The organism is Stieleria sedimenti (assembly GCF_025060895.1).
Classification (GTDB): domain Bacteria; phylum Planctomycetota; class Planctomycetia; order Pirellulales; family Pirellulaceae; genus Stieleria; species Stieleria sedimenti.
This window is the reverse complement of sequence record NZ_JANZKV010000063.1, coordinates 93,826-108,734: the sequence shown is the minus strand read 5'-3', so window position 1 is coordinate 108,734 and position 14,909 is coordinate 93,826. Positions and strand designations below refer to the sequence as shown.

Here is a 14,909-nt window from a genome sequence, read left to right as displayed (position 1 = left end):
GATCGTCTCAATACGAGTAGCCTAAGCCGTGATGAACACCAAAACGCAGCTTTCCCGAACGTTGTACGGGATCCAAACGCGGAACTCCAACGAGACTCCGCACGAGATTGCCGCGCTTTGGCAGCGATTCATGGCCGACGGCTTGGCCGACGAAATTCCAGAACGGGCCGACGAGCAACTGATCGCGGCCCAGTTCGACTACCGGGGCGATCACACGCAACCGTACACCCTCTTTCTTGGATGCGAAGTGACCGAAACATGGCAACAATCGAGCACAGCGAACGACCGCGAAGCGACGTCACCGTGAAACGCGATTGAGTTGTCGCCGCGTCGGAATCACGTCTGCGAGCGTGATGCCGCGGAGAAACTCCTGCTGAATGCGTTCGGCTTCTGCCAGGACTCCCTTGAGCTTGCAGAACGAATGAATCACACAGGAATCGTCGCTGCCGACACAGGACAACAGGTGCGTGTCGGTTTCCATGGTCGCGATCACGTCCCCAACCACAATCTCCTCCGGGGAACGCGCCAATTCAATCCCGCCGCCGATCCCGCGTGTGCTTTGGACATAGCCCGCGCGAGCCAGCAGATTGACGACCTTTGCGACATGATTCGTCGAAATGCCAAACAACGCTGCGACATCGGCCACGTTGGCTCGCTCGCTGCGTGTGGCCAGGAACATTAACGTTCGCAAGGCGTAGTCGGTCTGCGTGGTGAGCTTCATGGGATTCGCAACCGCACGGCGCCCCCCCGCTCTCCGACCAAGGCTGCCAAAGCTGTACAAAAGAGAATTGTTTTGATCAGCGTAAGGCTATCGGGCATTTCGGTCAATGGACAACGAGCCCGCGATGGAGGCTCGCAATCGCTCAAGCACCTCCGGCGGACTGAGGCCTTGATGGACGCAAACGTACCGCAGCGATTTGCCCGCACAACCGATGTCCAATCCCAACTCGCTGAACACCCGGGTCGTTTCCGGATGCTCGATGATCCATTCGGGAATACTGCAGTCGAGGTCACAATTCATGCTCGAAGTGTAGCAGAATCCGCCCAGCCGGCGCCTTTCAGCGTGTGGCCCGTGATGTCTGCGGTTTCACCACGCGCCGGTCGCTGACGCGTCCCGCTGGGATAGGATCCACGGCCGGTCGCTGACGCGTCCCGCTGGGGTGGCAACCCCCGTTGCCGGCGTCAACCTGGGTTGACGGTTTTGGTGCCTAAACAGCGGTTTTGGCAATCATTTCGCCGTCGGTCCAAATGTTGCTCTGATGGTTGGGGTAACCATCAGAGGGCACCACGATGATTCATGCACTGATCGCCAACTGCAATTCCAAGCCCAATCCGCCGGATCGACCGGCGGTGACGGATCCGTCGCTGAACCAAACGCGGCAGGCATCCCAATCCGTTCAACAAGACGACCGGGAGCCCCAAAGGCTGCTCAGCCGTGAAGAGCTGCGGATCCTCTTATTCCTGCTGCCGCTGTTGATTTTGTCCGTTTCACCACCGATCGTGCTATTCGTATTGCACTGGTTCCATCCGGAACTGATTCTGATCGAGACGATACCGTGATCCGTTGCGATGCCAGCACGAAAGTGGCGTAAGCTTCCAGCTTGCGTTTCACGAGTGAAACGAGACGGCAAGCTGGACGCTTACCCCACCTCTAATCCTTGACAAAGCACTAATTCGCCAACTGTGACCACAACACGCCGGCGGCGATGGCCGAACCGATCACGCCGGCGACGTTGGGTGCCATCGCGTGCATCAGCAAATAGTTGCCCGGGTCTTCTTCTTGGCCGACCAATTGCACCACGCGCGCCGATCCGGGGACCGCGGACACGCCGGCGGCACCGACCAGCGGGTTGATCTTTTCTTTCAAGAACAAATTCATCAGCTTGGCGAACAACACGCCGCACCCGGTGGCAATGGCGAACGACACGGCACCGAGTACGAAGATCAAGATCGACTCGCCTTTCAAGAAGTACTGGGCGGTCGTGCTCGCACCGACGCAAAACCCGAGCAGGATGGTGACGATGTCGATCATCGCCGTGCGTGCCGTCAGCGCCAGCCGGTCGGTCACCGTGCATTCTTTCAGCAGGTTCCCGAAGAACAGCATCCCCATCAGCACGATCGAACCGGGCGCCAACAAGGTGCAAATCAGAAAGGCGACGATCGGAAACATGATCAATTCCTGACGCGTCACCTTGCGCGACGGTTTCATCCGAATCAAACGTTCGTTTTTCGTCGTCAGCAGCCTCATGATCGGCGGCTGAATCACGGGCACCAGCGCCATGTAGGAATACGCCGCGATCGCGATCGCTCCCAACAGCTCGGGAGCCAGGTTGGATGCGAGGAAGATCGCCGTCGGGCCGTCGGCACCGCCGATGATCCCGATCGCACCGGCCTGTTGGGGCGTGAACGCCAGGCACAGTGCGCCCAGGTAGGTCAGGAAGACGCCGACTTGCGCCGCGGCACCCAACAGCACCAGCTTGGGATTGGAAAGCATGGTGGAAAAATCGGTCATCGCGCCGATGCCTAAAAAGATCAACGGCGGGTAGATCTCTTTTTCGACCCCGAAATAGAGGAACCGAAGCACGCTGTCTTCGCCATAAACCAGTGGCACACCGGACTCGGTCGGCATGTTGCCGACGATGACACCGAAACCGATCGGGATCAACAGCAGGGGTTCGTAGCGCTTGGTGATGGCCAGGTAGATGAACCCCAGGGCGATTACCATCATGACCACGTTGCCCAGTTCCAGCCCTGCGAAGGCCGTCGTCTCGTACAGCTGGACCACTTTCTGGCTCAGGTATTCCATGACGTTCATTTGGGGTCTCGATGTTGAATGCGGTGCGACATGTGATGCTTCATACGCCCTTCCAGGGACCAGGCAGATTCGCCGGCTCCCAGACCACGGATCTTGACGATCCGATGCGGTCGATCCAACGCCTCCGCGACCGCCGCGGCGATGACCACCAAAATTTCTTCCGGCAGTTCGTCATCGTGAGCGAGCGGTGACGCGGCTTGGGGTGCGGGCTCGGGTTGAATGAAGGGTGCAACCAGACGCGGCAGAACAGTGATAAAAACGACGATCAGCACCAGCGCCGAAAAGACCACGACGATGCCCATGATGGCCATCGGAATGCCATGCTCTTCCGTCAGGGGTGCCAGCGAAAACTCGATCAGCCGTTTGCTTTCCTCTTGAGCGAGCAGCGACATCACTTACTCCAGTACGACAAGGGTTTGGCCTTCTGCGACGGAATCACCCTCCGCGACGTCGACACTTTTCACCGTGCCGGCGACCGGCGCGGTGATTTGGTTTTCCATCTTCATCGCTTCCAGGATGACCATACCCTGCCCCCGCTCGACCGCGTCACCGGGCTTGACGAGGATCGATCGAATGGCGCCCGCCATCGGGCTTGTCACCGCGCCGCTACCGGCGGGCGGCTGGGCCTTTGTCGGCGTCTGGCGGGCGATCGCCGCTGGCGGTGCGGCGTCCGACGGCTGCGAGGGGATGGGGCGTGTCGGAACGGGATACGCTTCGGTCTCGCTGAGATCCTCCACGGTGACGTCGTAGGATTTATTTCCGACGGTGATGCGTAATCTTTTCATAGCGGAATCAAACCATGTTTCTTTGGAGGACGGGTCTCGCTCTTGTTCAGCGTGTTCTGCAGTGCAAGTGACACGACCGCCCGGGTCTGCGCCGGGTCGATCACATCGGTGATCATTCCGTGGGAAGCCGCCAAATAGGGCGACGCAAATCGGTCACGGTATTCTTGGATGAATTGCTCGCGCATCGCCGCTTTGTCATCCGCCGCGGCAAGTTCTTTGCGGTAGAGCACGTTGACTGCGCCTTCGGCGCCCATCACCGCGATCTCCGCGGTCGGCCAGGCAAACACCATGTCGGCTTTCAAATCGCGGCTGCACATCGCCAAGTACGATCCGCCATAGGCCTTGCGGATGATGACGGTGATCTTGGGGACGGTCGCCGATGCGTAGGCGAACAACATTTTGGCCCCGTGACGAATGATGCCACCCTGTTCCTGGCCCACCCCGGGCAGAAATCCGGGAACATCGACCAACGTCAGCAGCGGGATGTTGAACGCGTTGCAAAAACGAATGAATCGGGCGGCTTTGTCTGACGCGTCGATATCCAGCGTGCCCGCTTTCACGTTGGGTTGGTTGGCAATGATGCCCACGACCACACCATCGACGCGTGCAAAACCGACGATGATGTTGGGGGCAAACTCGCGATGGACTTCCAAAAAACAATCCTTGTCCACGATCCGTTCGATCACGGCGTACATGTCCATCGGATCTTTAATGTTCTCCGGAACCACATCGTTCATCGACAGGTCTGGATCCAGGCACAGGTCTTCCACCAGGGCGTGTGGCGGGTTCTCCGCGTTGTTCTGTGGCAAGTAAGACAGCAGTTGCTGGACGATCTGCATGGCGTGCTGGTCGTCATCGGCGACGAAGTGAACGTTGCCGCTGATGCTGGCGTTGGCCGCCGCGCTGCCGATTTCTTCCATCGTGCAATCGACGCCCGTCGCAGCCTTGATGACCTGCGGCCCGCAGATGAACATGTTCGCGTTCTCGCGCGTCATCACCAAAAAATCCATCAGCGCTGGCGAATAAGCCGCCCCGCCGGCACAATTGCCGGCGATCACTCCGATTTGCGGGACGCAGCCGGAAAGCATGACGTTGCGATAGAACACTTGACCGTATCCCGACAACGAGTCGACGGCCTCTTGGATCCGTGCGCCGCCGGAATCGTTGATCGCCACAAACGGCATTCCGCTTTCGAGCGCGTAGTCCATGATGTCGCAAATCTTCTTGGAGTGCCGCATGCCCAACGCACCGCCCCCGACGGTTGCATCCTGGCTGAACGATGCGGCCGGTCGACCGCCGACCCGCCCCACGCCGGTGACCACTCCGTCACAGGGCATGGGTTTGTTCTCCATCCCAAATTCATGACAGGAATGATCGACGTGCATTCCCCACTCTTGAAAGGTGTCGGCGTCGAAAAAGACATCCAGCCGCTCGCGCGCCGAGAGCATTCCCTTTTCGCGGCGTTTGGCGTGCCGGCTTTCGCCACCGCCCAAACGCAATTTGGCACGGCGTTCTTCTAGCCCAGTCAAAAACTCTTTTCGAATACTCATGTTACTGCAGTTCTTTTTCCGTCAGGTCTCAATGAAACGCCGCAAGGTTCGTGCATGCCGAACGCCTGTAGGATCTTGCTGGCGGCCGCTTCGGGCGGCAGGTTGCCGGCAAGCACCTCGGATTCGAGTCCTTCGCGGATGCGCCGGACGCCGGGATGCTTGCGGAGGGCTTGCTTCATTCGGTCTTCGATGATCGCCCACAACCAACGGACTTGTTGTCGACGTCGCTTTGCGGCCAAGTCGCCGCTGGATTTCATCGCACTGTAACGCTGTTCGACGGCCTGCCAGACGGCATCGACCCGTTCGTCGTGCAACGCGCTGCAGGTCAGCACCTGCGGCGGATGATCTTGTTTCCCCAGAATGGAATGGATCGCCATCTCGTATTGGTGGGCGGCCAGCTCGGCCGCTTTCAGTGTCGCCGAGTCGGCCTTGTTCACGGCGATCACATCGACGAGTTCCAACAACCCGCGTTTGATGCCTTGCAAGTCGTCTCCGGCGCCGGGCAGCATCAACGCCAAAAAGCAATCCGTCATTTCCGCCACCATGGTTTCGGATTGCCCCACGCCGACGGTTTCGACCAACACGACTTCGTAACCGGCCGCCTCGCAAACGAGTAGACTTTCCCGCGTCTTGCTGGCCACGCCCCCGAGCGTTCCGGCTGAAGGTGAGGGTCGGATGTAGGCGTTGGGCTCGGCCGCGAGTCGCGACATCCGGGTTTTGTCACCCAGAATGCTGCCACCACTGATGCCGCTCGATGGATCCACCGCCAAGACCGCAACCCGTCGCCCTTGGGCGATCAATTGCAATCCGAGCGCTTCGATGAAGGTGCTTTTGCCTACCCCGGGGGCGCCACTGATGCCGACCCGGATGGCGTTGCCCGTGTGGGGCAACAGCCGGGTCAACAGCATCTCGGCTTGCCGCTGGTGCTCGGCATTGTTGGACTCGATCAGCGTCAACGCTCGCGGCAGTACCGTGATGTCACAGTTACGGACACCGGCAAAATAATCCTCCGTCGTCAACTGACGACGTCGTGGAACATCACGCTTCATGCTGAATTCCGATCAGGCATCTTGAGTCTCGACTGCTTCATCCACCGAGAATCCGAGTCGATCGGCGAGGTCTCGAACCACTCGAATCGCCGCCTCGCTGATGACCGTACCGGGGCCGAACACTTCGGCGGCGCCGGCCGCGTACAACGCCTCGTAATCTTCTGGCGGGATCACTCCGCCGGCGACAATCATGATGTCCTCGCGACCCAGATCCGCCAACGCCTTGCGGAGTTCCGGGACCAGTGTCAGGTGACCGGCCGCCAACGAGCTGACGCCCACCAGGTGCACGTCGTTTTCGACCGCTTGCCGTGCCGTTTCGGCCGGCGTGCGGAACAACGGACCGATGTCGACATCAAAGCCCAAGTCGGCAAACGCGCTGGCGATGACCTTTTGTCCACGGTCGTGCCCGTCTTGCCCCATCTTGGCGACCAAGATCCGTGGCCGACGGCCTTCGTTGCGTTCAAATGCCTCTACGATTTGGCCCACTTCCGTTGTCATCGATTCACTCTCAAGTGCAGCGGCATAGACGCCGCGGACGGATTGCACGGGCGCTTCGTATCGATTGTAAACCTTTTCTAACGCCGCGCTAATCTCCCCCACGGTTGCTTTGGCACGTGCCGCGTTGACGGCCAGTTCCAACAAGTTACCTTGTTCGCTGCGTGCCGCTTCGGTCAACGCATCCAACGCCGCATCGACCTCGGACGAATCACGTTCGGCGCGGAGTTGTTTCAAGCCCGCGATCTGTGACTTCCGCACCGCCGAATTGTCGACGTGCAGCACACGCATGTCATCTTCGGTCGCCAGCCGGTACTTGTTGACACCGATTAAGGTTTGTTGACCGGAATCGATGCGGGCTTGGGTGCGTGCCGACGCTTCTTCGATCCGCATCTTGGGAATCCCGGCTTGGATCGCCTGGGTCATCCCGCCGAGCTCTTCGATTTCAACCAGATGGCTCCAGGCACGCTGGGCCAAATCGCGTGTCAAGCGTTCGACATAGTAGCTGCCCGCCCAAGGATCGACGACTTTGCACGTGTCGGTTTCTTGTTGCAAGAACAATTGCGTGTTCCGCGCGATCCGTGCCGAGAAGTCGGTCGGCAGGGCGAGGGCTTCATCGAGCGCGTTGGTGTGCAACGATTGGGTGTGGCCGTGCGTCGCCGCCATCGCTTCGATACAAGTCCGCGTGACATTGTTGTAAACGTCTTGAGCGGTCAAACTCCAGCCGCTGGTCTGGCTGTGCGTCCGCAGCGACAAGCTCTTGGGGTTCTTGGGGTTGAACTGTTTGATCAGCTTGGCCCAGATCATGCGGGCGGCCCGCAGCTTGGCGATTTCCATGAAATAATTCATGCCGATCGCCCAGAAGAACGACAACCGTGGGCAAAAGGCGTCAACGTCCAGGCCCGATGCGATACCCGTGCGGACATACTCCAGTCCATCGGCAAGGGTATAGGCCAATTCCAAGTCCGCGGTCGCCCCGGCTTCCTGCATGTGATAGCCGCTGATGCTGATGCTGTTGAATTTGGGCATCCGCTGGCTGGTGTACTCGAAAATCGAGGCGATGATCCGCATGCTCGGGGCGGGCGGATAGATGTAGGTGTTGCGAACCATGAACTCCTTCAAGATGTCGTTCTGGATCGTGCCGGCAAGCTGCTCCGGTTTCACCCCCTGTTCTTCCGCGGCCACGATGTACAACGCCATGATGGGAAGCACCGCGCCGTTCATGGTCATCGAAACACTCATCCGATCCAGCGGGATGCCTTCGAACAGCGTTCGCATGTCTTGAATGCTGTCGATCGCCACACCGGCCATGCCGACGTCGCCGCTGACGCGGGGGTGATCCGAATCGTAGCCGCGGTGCGTGGCCAGGTCGAATGCGATGCTCAACCCCATCTGGCCCGCCGCCAGGTTGCGTCGGTAAAACGCGTTGGAGTCCTTGGCGGTTGAAAATCCCGCGTACTGACGCACCGTCCAGGGACGTTGCACGTACATCGTCGCATACGGTCCACGCAAAAAGGGCGCCAGCCCCGGCATCGTGTCCAAGTGGTCCAGCCCCGCACGATCGGCCGAGGTGTACAACGGCCGGACGGGGATCTGTTCCGGCGTCTGCCATCGGAGTTCCTCCGCATCGCTAGCGACCTTGGCGTGCCAGTCGTCTAACGAACCCGCCGCGCGGTGATCGCTTTCCAGGGGCACATCGGAAAAGTTTGGAATCAAGGTCATCGTACCGGCTCTCCTTCTTCAATCACACCGACTTGTGTCAACAGACTTCGCAGCGTCTCGAGCACATCACAACGCATGAAGATAAAGCGGTCGACGCCCGCTGCTTTCCATGCCTGTTCATTGTCACCCGGGTTTCCTGCCAGCACGACCGAGCTGGCCCCCGCCTGTTTTAGTTTGGCAGCCGCTGTGGGAACCACGTCGGCGTAAAGTTTGTCCGAGGAACAGATCACCGCGATCGACGCATCGGTTTGGGAAAACGCCTCCGCGGCAGCGTCCGCGTCCGCAAAACCTCCGCTGTCGAGCACTTCGAAACCGCCCGCGGCAAAGAAATTGCTCGACCAGGTGGCCCGACCGCTGTAGTGTGACACGGGACCGAGGTTGGCCAAGAACACGCGTGGCCGTTTCCCCTGGGCGTCTTGCCACGCGTCGCAGGCATCACGCAATTGATCAAACGGTTCCGCCAGGCGGTGGGGCTCGATGGCGGCGATCGTTGCACTCTGGCCGCGTCCCAGCCCGAGCGCGGCGGCGATCTGCCCCAGCGTCGCACCGTCGGATGCCGCCGCAACCGCCGCGGCAACACGGTCCTCCGCCGTATCAAGCGACAGGGTCTCCTGCGTGGCCGATCGAAGGCCGCGAATTCGATCGGCTGCTTCCCCGGCAAGGGATTCCAGATCCGGTGCATCACGAATCACCGGCTCTTCGCCGACATTGGCGAACTCGCTGACGCCCGTGATCCCGCGTTTGCGAGTGGCGACATCCTTGGCCCGAGCTGCGGCGGTGGCAGCAATTTCTTTCGCCACCCATCCGCTGGTCAACGCCGCCAGCATGCCACCCTGACGTTCTGTTTCTTGGAAGATCTCCCACGCCTTACCGGCCACGTCTTCGGTCAGCCGGTCCAAAAACCAGCTGCCGCCGGCCGGATCAATCACGCGATGCAGGTGCGATTCTTCTTGCAACACCAGCGCGCTGTTGCGTGCGACGCGGCGGCTGAAGTCGTTGGACAACCCGGCCATCACATCGAACGGAACCGATGTGATCGCATCCGCACCGCCGATGCCGGCGGCGAAGACAGCCACCGAGTTGCGTAACAGATTGACAGAGGGATCGTGTTTGGTCAGCACGCGGTTGCCGGTTCGGGTGTGAATCCGCATCGACCGAGAGTCTTCCGGCACGCCACACGACTCCAGCACACGAGACCATAGCCATCGGGCGGCCCGCAGTTTTGCGATCGCTTGAAAGTGTTCGGTGCCGAGGCTGACGCGAAACAGAATCTGTTCGGCCGCCGCCGACACGTCCATCCCGGCGGCGGTCATCGCTCGCAAGTATTCCACGCCCGTCGCCAGACTGAACGCGATGTCCTGGGCCGCGCTCGCGCCGCCGTCATGGTACGGCGAGCTATCCACGCCGACCGACGTGACGTGCGGATAATGCTCGGACGTCCAACTGGCCAAGTCGGACATCATGGACAGAGCCGACGAGGGTTCCAACGGCAACGTTCCCCGGCGTGCAAGCTCACCCAGCGGATCGGCGTTCAGCGCCGCTCGCGCGGTTTCCGGCGAGACGCCGCGCCGATTCCAGGTCGCCATCAGGGTCGCCGCGGCGGGAAAGAATGCCGCGCCGGCGTCCAACGCAACCGTGATCAGTTCCAGTTGAACGTCGCCGAGCAGTTTGTCCATGTCGTCGACGCCATAGACCATCACGCCATCGCGACCGACGCAACCGGCACTCGCCGCGTCATCGGGATCCAGCCCGTTGCGGGCGGCTTGATCCAGCCGGATCTGAATCGACGTCACACCGCCGCTCAAGTCCGCCAAGATCGCCTGATTGCAGGCGACCGGGCAGGGGGCGGAGAACTCCTGACGCAGATCCCAGCCGGATTGCACCGATCCCAGCGGACGTCCTCCGCGAACCCGGGTCGCCAGACCTGGGAAACCCATGGGATCGTCTCGGCCACTGTCATCGCGGCGACTGTAGAGCGGTTGAATGCGGAGCCCGTCATACGTCTTTAAGACGAGCTTCTTTTCAAAGGGTGCTCCGGCCAGCGCCTTTTCGACCAGCGCCCGCCATTGATCGTAGTCGACCGGAGGGAAATCATCTTGAATACTAAATTCACGGGGAAACGTGACCGTCATCGTGCTTTCATTCAATACGAGTAAAGTGCCCTAACCTTCCAGCTTGCGAGTGGCGTAAGCTTCCAGCTTGCCCCATTCCCTAACTTCCGCCGGCCGGTTCACAAAGTTCGGTCAGCACACCGCCGGAACTTTTCGGGTGCAGGAACGCGATCTGCATGTGATGTGATCCCCCCCGCGGTTTTTCATCGATCATCCGCAAACCGGAATCTTGCAATTCAGCGATACGGGCCTGGATGTCTTCGACGGTGTAGGCCAGATGGTGCAAGCCTTCACCGCGTTTTTCGATGAACTTGGCAACCGTGCTGTCGTCCGACGTCGGTTCGAGCAATTCCAGTCGAACGTCGCCGGCGCGGAAGAACGCGACACGCACCTTTTGGCTGGGCACGTCCTCCAGCCCCTCGAATTCCAATCCGAGTGCCCCTTCGTAAAACGCTTTGTGGGCATCGATGGACTGCACCGCGATGCCGATGTGATTCAAAGACTTGACCGCCATTTTGATCCTCCGTTGTTAATGGGAAACATTCATCGTGTTGGATGCCTTGCCTTGGCAACTTTCAATCGCGTCCAGTGCGTGGCCGGTCAAGAAACTTGCCAGCGCGGTGGGGGCGCCGAGCAAGGCTTGGGTTATATCGAAATTCGAAACCTGTGTGGCGAATCGATGTGAGAATGGTGGGTGGAACCAACGCTGGGGCAGTTCGACCGCGAAGTGTCGCATGAATTCCATGTTCAGCGTCCGATCGATCAATCCCGTTCGATCGCCGACGTCCATCACGACACCCTCGAGTGCCAACAGCGATTTCCGAAACAGCATCAAGTCCTCGGGCACTCGCAATTTGGCTTGCTGGACCGCCTCGTCGAGCATCGCGACCAGCCAACTCAATCCGGGGAATCGACCGCGGCGAACGCATGCGACCCATTTCTCGGCAACCGCCTTGAGGGCTCGTTCATCGGGCCGTTGCGGCGCAGCCAGTGCCGCCATCCGCACGGCGACGCCGCGCGCATCAAGCATCACGGCGGCCAACGAAATTTGCACAATCATTCGCCTGACGTCGGCACTCAAGCGTCCGACCAGACTCCAATCCAGAATCCCCAGCCGGCCGTCGTCGGTCAGAAACAGATTGCCGGCATGTGGATCCCCGTGAAAAATCGGATCTTCGCGTTTGGAAAACACCGGCGCCGCGATCAACGCTTCACCGATCAACGCGGCAAGGTCCCGTTTCTGTCGCCCGCCGAACAGTCCGTGGTCGGTGACCTTGCCGCCGCTGAGACGTTCCATGCAGGTCACGCGTTTGGTGCAGTGCTCCAGCAATTCGGGGATCTGCACCCGTGGTTCATCGGCAAAAAACGCTTTGGCTTCCACCAGATGTCGCTGTTCGTGCTCCAACTGCACTTCGTCCAGCAGTTTGACGTGCGCCTGACTGAAAGCGTCTTCGTAATCCAACTCGGGGATCTGCAACGCCTGGCAGCGGCGATCCAATTGCTCGCCCACCTGGGTGAGCAGACGCAACTCGTGATCGAGTTGTTGTTCGATACCGGGCTTGAGAATTTTGAACACGCCCTTGGTCGTCGCCCGGCCATTTGAGGAGGGGCCGCTTGAGGATTGATTCCGATCAAACGGCACGACCACCGCCACGCTCGCTTCGGCGATCGCCGGTCCGAGTCGGATGCCCCATCGATCGAGTGGTCCGAGTTCCTGGGCGATTGCCTGCTCGAGCAGCGGTTGCGAAACCACCGGCGGAAGACTTTCCAATTCGCTCAAGTAGCCGCGCAGCTCCAGCGGGAGACGTTTGTCGCGTGCCAGAATCTGGCCGACCTTGTGCAACACCGGCGAGCTGCGGGCGAGAATCCCCAACCGCTGTGAGAACGACGCCGACGCCGGCAAATTGGCTTGAGCCCGCACAATCGAAATCTGTTGCTCCGGCGGCAGACCACCAAGAAACAGACTCAACCCCTCCCGAATCGGACGCGCAAATTGCGCGTGTTCGGGAGGCAGGATCGACCGGAACGCGGCTTCATCGAGCAGGAATTCCCAAGGGGGAGTCATCTCAGCCACCCGACCTTGCCGACAGCCAGGATTCCATGTGCGGCCAGGTGTTTTTCTCGGCGCCGCGTCCGGCCATGATGCCGATGTGCCCACCTCGCACTCGAAAGAGTTCCTTGTCTTCGCTGCCCACCAAGTCCATGATCGACTCGGACTGGCACGGGGGTGTGATGTGATCGGCCTCGGCAATCACGTTGAACAGATTGGCTTTCAGCTTTTTCAAGTCGACCGTTTCGCCGCGCAGTTGCAGCGTTCCTTTGACCAGCTTGTTTTCTTTGTAAAGCTCATTGATCAACTGCTTGTACGCGGCACCGGCCATCGGGATGATGTCGCGGACCCAGGTGTTCATGGCGTGCCAGGCTTCCACGGTTCCGGGGTTTTCGATCTTGTCCCACAACATGCTGTAGCTGCCGAAGTAGTTTTCGATCGGCTTGAGCATTTTGGCGCCCGAATCGATCATTTCACCCGGGACGTTGCCCAGCTTTTCGACAATCGTGTTGGCATTAAACGCCGGGTTGCTCGACCAACGCGTGAACCCTCCGGCCTCTTGGTCACTGAAGTCCAGCGGTGCGGTCAGCAGCATCAGATTCTTCAGCCCGTCATCGGGTCGCAGCGCCGCGTACATCGTGCTGATCAAGGCGCCCAAGCACCAGCCCAGCATGCTGAACTCCTCCGCCCCCGAAATGCTCTTGAACTTGCGAATCGCACGCGGCAGGTATTCCAGCGTGTAGTCATCGAAGCACATGTTCTTGTCTTCGGGACCGGGTTCCCCCCAGTCCATCAAGTACAGCTCGTAACCGTGCCGCAGCATGTACTCGACGAAACTGTGGCCGGGCCGCAGATCCAACACGTGCGGTCGGTTCATGATGGCAAACACCATGAACAGCGGAACCGGCTTGCGATCCTGTTCCGGCACGACCGGGATGTAGTGATAGAGTTTGGCCTTGTTGAGCGTCCAAACCACTTCCTTCGGCGTTTGGGCGATTTTGGCATCGGTGGTGAGCATCCGGTTGAATCGGTCGAGATTTTCGGCGGCCCGGTGCCAGCCTTCGCAGACGTCCGAGAAGGAAGGCATGCCTGCGTCCACCGCCGGGGTCGATTCTTTCGTGGTCATGTCAGTCCCCTTCAGTTGGTTGTTTGCGTGTTATTGGATTGGGCCCCTTCGCTCAGTCTCGCGTCGAGATCATCCAACCGCATTTCGATATTGGTCAGACGCTCGGCCAGACGCGTGATGTCATCGCGAGTGGGCATGTTCATTTGTGCCATCGCTTGGCCCATGCTGGATTCCATGGCTTTACGGAACGGCCCGGAGGTCGTGAGCCAGGCGTCCAGCATGGCGCCGGTCGACTCGGCATAGGCTTCGGTATTGACGAATTCCGTCATCACCTTCGACCAGGTTTCCATGTTGGAGTCTCGCATTTGCTTGAGCATGCCCGTCGGATCGAAGGGATCAAACGTTTGTTTGTCATTGGATTGCGACATCGTGATTCTTTGGCTCCTGAATAACTCGTTAAAATCTCTTCGATCGTGGCACCTGCTCGGCGCGCGCGGTCGGCCTTACATAAAGGCTCCACCATTGACGTTGATCTGTTGCCCCGTGATGTAATCGCCGTCGGCGACCAGGAAGGTCACGGCTTTGGCAATTTCTTCGGGATGGGCAAATCGTCCCATCGGGATCCCACCGCGGATCTTGGCTTGAATCACCGGCGGGACCGCTTCAAACATGTCCGTGTCGGTGTACCCCGGCGCGATCGAGTTGACCGTGATGCCCGAATGCACCAGCTCCGCGGCGGCCGTGCGGGTGAATGCGATGATCCCTCCCTTGCTGGCGCTATAATTCGCCTGGCCGATCGCCGGCAACTGACCATTCATCGAGCTGATGTTGACGATCCGGCCATAACTTTGCGATGTCATGATCGGGATCGCGGCCGAGGTGCAGAAAAAGCATCCGCCCAAATTGGTTTGAATCACTTCCATCCATTGCTCATCGGTCATGCGGGGCAACATCGCATCGCGGGTGATCCCCGCGTTGTTGACCAGAATGTCGAGATGGGTGAATTCATCGGCGATCTTCTGAACCATCGCCCGTGCTTGCTTGGGGTCACCGATGTTGGCTTGCGCCAACAGACACGTTCCCCCTTCGCGACCGATTTCGTCAGCCACCTCTTGGGCCTTGGCCTCGTTACTGGAGAAATTGATGGCGACCCTGGCACCCTCGCGGGCGAGTTCCAACGCGATCGCGCGTCCGATCCCACGTGACCCGCCGGTGATCAATGCCGTTCTTCCGTCGACCCTTCCCATTGTTTCGTGCTCCGTGTCA

At 59.8% G+C, this 14,909-nt stretch carries 16 protein-coding genes; 2 read left to right on the top strand and 14 right to left on the bottom strand.

Annotated elements, in window-relative coordinates:
- Nucleotides 1-31: 31 nt before the first annotated feature.
- A complete protein-coding gene (locus tag NZK35_RS10240) occupies nucleotides 32-307 on the top strand; it encodes a GyrI-like domain-containing protein (protein WP_259632442.1) in 276 nt (91 codons plus the stop codon).
- On the opposite strand, the gene NZK35_RS10235 is transcribed toward NZK35_RS10240, so the two are convergent.
- Nucleotides 299-721 (bottom strand): RrF2 family transcriptional regulator, encoded by a 423-nt coding sequence (locus tag NZK35_RS10235; protein ID WP_259632441.1) that lies wholly within the window; start codon nucleotides 719-721, stop codon nucleotides 299-301. The two genes, NZK35_RS10240 and NZK35_RS10235, sit on opposite strands and share 9 nt — an antisense overlap.
- 87 nt (nucleotides 722-808) lie before the next feature.
- Nucleotides 809-1,021, bottom strand: a complete 213-nt coding sequence (locus NZK35_RS10230) for a DUF542 domain-containing protein (RefSeq protein ID WP_259632440.1) — start codon at nucleotides 1,019-1,021, stop codon at nucleotides 809-811.
- Nucleotides 1,022-1,290: 269 nt separating this feature from the next.
- Here NZK35_RS10230 and NZK35_RS10225 point away from each other — a divergent pair, with 269 nt between their 5' ends.
- Nucleotides 1,291-1,560 (top strand): hypothetical protein, encoded by a 270-nt coding sequence (locus NZK35_RS10225; RefSeq protein WP_259632439.1) that lies wholly within the window; start codon nucleotides 1,291-1,293, stop codon nucleotides 1,558-1,560.
- Between the two features lie 109 nt (nucleotides 1,561-1,669).
- Here the strand turns inward: NZK35_RS10225 and NZK35_RS10220 are convergent, their stop codons facing one another.
- The 12 genes from NZK35_RS10220 to NZK35_RS10165 form a co-directional block, all read right to left on the bottom strand.
- A complete protein-coding gene (locus NZK35_RS10220) occupies nucleotides 1,670-2,815 on the bottom strand; it encodes a sodium ion-translocating decarboxylase subunit beta (protein ID WP_236649867.1) in 1,146 nt (381 codons plus the stop codon).
- The gene (locus NZK35_RS10215) at nucleotides 2,812-3,207 is read right to left on the bottom strand and encodes an OadG family protein (protein WP_259632438.1); all 396 of its coding nucleotides are present in this window, start codon (nucleotides 3,205-3,207) and stop codon (nucleotides 2,812-2,814) included. The genes NZK35_RS10220 and NZK35_RS10215 overlap by 4 nt, the downstream gene beginning before the upstream one ends.
- 3 nt (nucleotides 3,208-3,210) lie before the next feature.
- The gene (locus tag NZK35_RS10210) at nucleotides 3,211-3,600 is read right to left on the bottom strand and encodes a biotin/lipoyl-containing protein (RefSeq protein WP_259632437.1); all 390 of its coding nucleotides are present in this window, start codon (nucleotides 3,598-3,600) and stop codon (nucleotides 3,211-3,213) included.
- Nucleotides 3,597-5,150 carry an acyl-CoA carboxylase subunit beta gene (locus tag NZK35_RS10205; RefSeq protein WP_259632436.1) on the bottom strand — a complete coding sequence of 518 codons (1,554 nt, stop codon included), beginning with the start codon at nucleotides 5,148-5,150 and terminating at the stop codon, nucleotides 3,597-3,599. Before NZK35_RS10205 ends, NZK35_RS10210 begins: the two co-directional genes overlap by 4 nt.
- Nucleotides 5,147-6,199: a methylmalonyl Co-A mutase-associated GTPase MeaB gene (gene meaB / locus NZK35_RS10200; protein ID WP_259632435.1), complete on the bottom strand. Its 1,053-nt coding sequence runs from the start codon at nucleotides 6,197-6,199 to the stop codon at nucleotides 5,147-5,149. The genes NZK35_RS10205 and meaB overlap by 4 nt, the downstream gene beginning before the upstream one ends.
- Nucleotides 6,200-6,211: 12 nt before the next feature.
- The gene (gene scpA / locus NZK35_RS10195) at nucleotides 6,212-8,416 is read right to left on the bottom strand and encodes a methylmalonyl-CoA mutase (RefSeq protein ID WP_259632434.1); all 2,205 of its coding nucleotides are present in this window, start codon (nucleotides 8,414-8,416) and stop codon (nucleotides 6,212-6,214) included.
- Nucleotides 8,413-10,548: a methylmalonyl-CoA mutase subunit beta gene (locus tag NZK35_RS10190; RefSeq protein WP_259632433.1), complete on the bottom strand. Its 2,136-nt coding sequence runs from the start codon at nucleotides 10,546-10,548 to the stop codon at nucleotides 8,413-8,415. Before NZK35_RS10190 ends, scpA begins: the two co-directional genes overlap by 4 nt.
- A 79-nt stretch (nucleotides 10,549-10,627) precedes the next feature.
- Nucleotides 10,628-11,041: a methylmalonyl-CoA epimerase gene (gene mce, locus NZK35_RS10185; protein ID WP_259632432.1), complete on the bottom strand. Its 414-nt coding sequence runs from the start codon at nucleotides 11,039-11,041 to the stop codon at nucleotides 10,628-10,630.
- 15 nt (nucleotides 11,042-11,056) lie between these two features.
- Nucleotides 11,057-12,592, bottom strand: coding sequence for an AarF/UbiB family protein (locus NZK35_RS10180; RefSeq protein WP_259632431.1), 1,536 nt, complete (start codon nucleotides 12,590-12,592; stop codon nucleotides 11,057-11,059).
- 1 nt (nucleotide 12,593) lies between these two features.
- On the bottom strand, nucleotides 12,594-13,703 hold the full coding sequence (locus NZK35_RS10175) for an alpha/beta fold hydrolase (RefSeq protein WP_259632430.1): 1,110 nt from the start codon (nucleotides 13,701-13,703) through the stop codon (nucleotides 12,594-12,596).
- 11 nt (nucleotides 13,704-13,714) lie between these two features.
- A complete protein-coding gene (locus NZK35_RS10170; RefSeq protein WP_259632429.1) occupies nucleotides 13,715-14,071 on the bottom strand; it encodes a hypothetical protein in 357 nt (118 codons plus the stop codon).
- 75 nt (nucleotides 14,072-14,146) lie between these two features.
- The gene (locus NZK35_RS10165) at nucleotides 14,147-14,890 is read right to left on the bottom strand and encodes a 3-oxoacyl-ACP reductase family protein (protein WP_259632428.1); all 744 of its coding nucleotides are present in this window, start codon (nucleotides 14,888-14,890) and stop codon (nucleotides 14,147-14,149) included.
- Nucleotides 14,891-14,909: the final 19 nt, after the last annotated feature.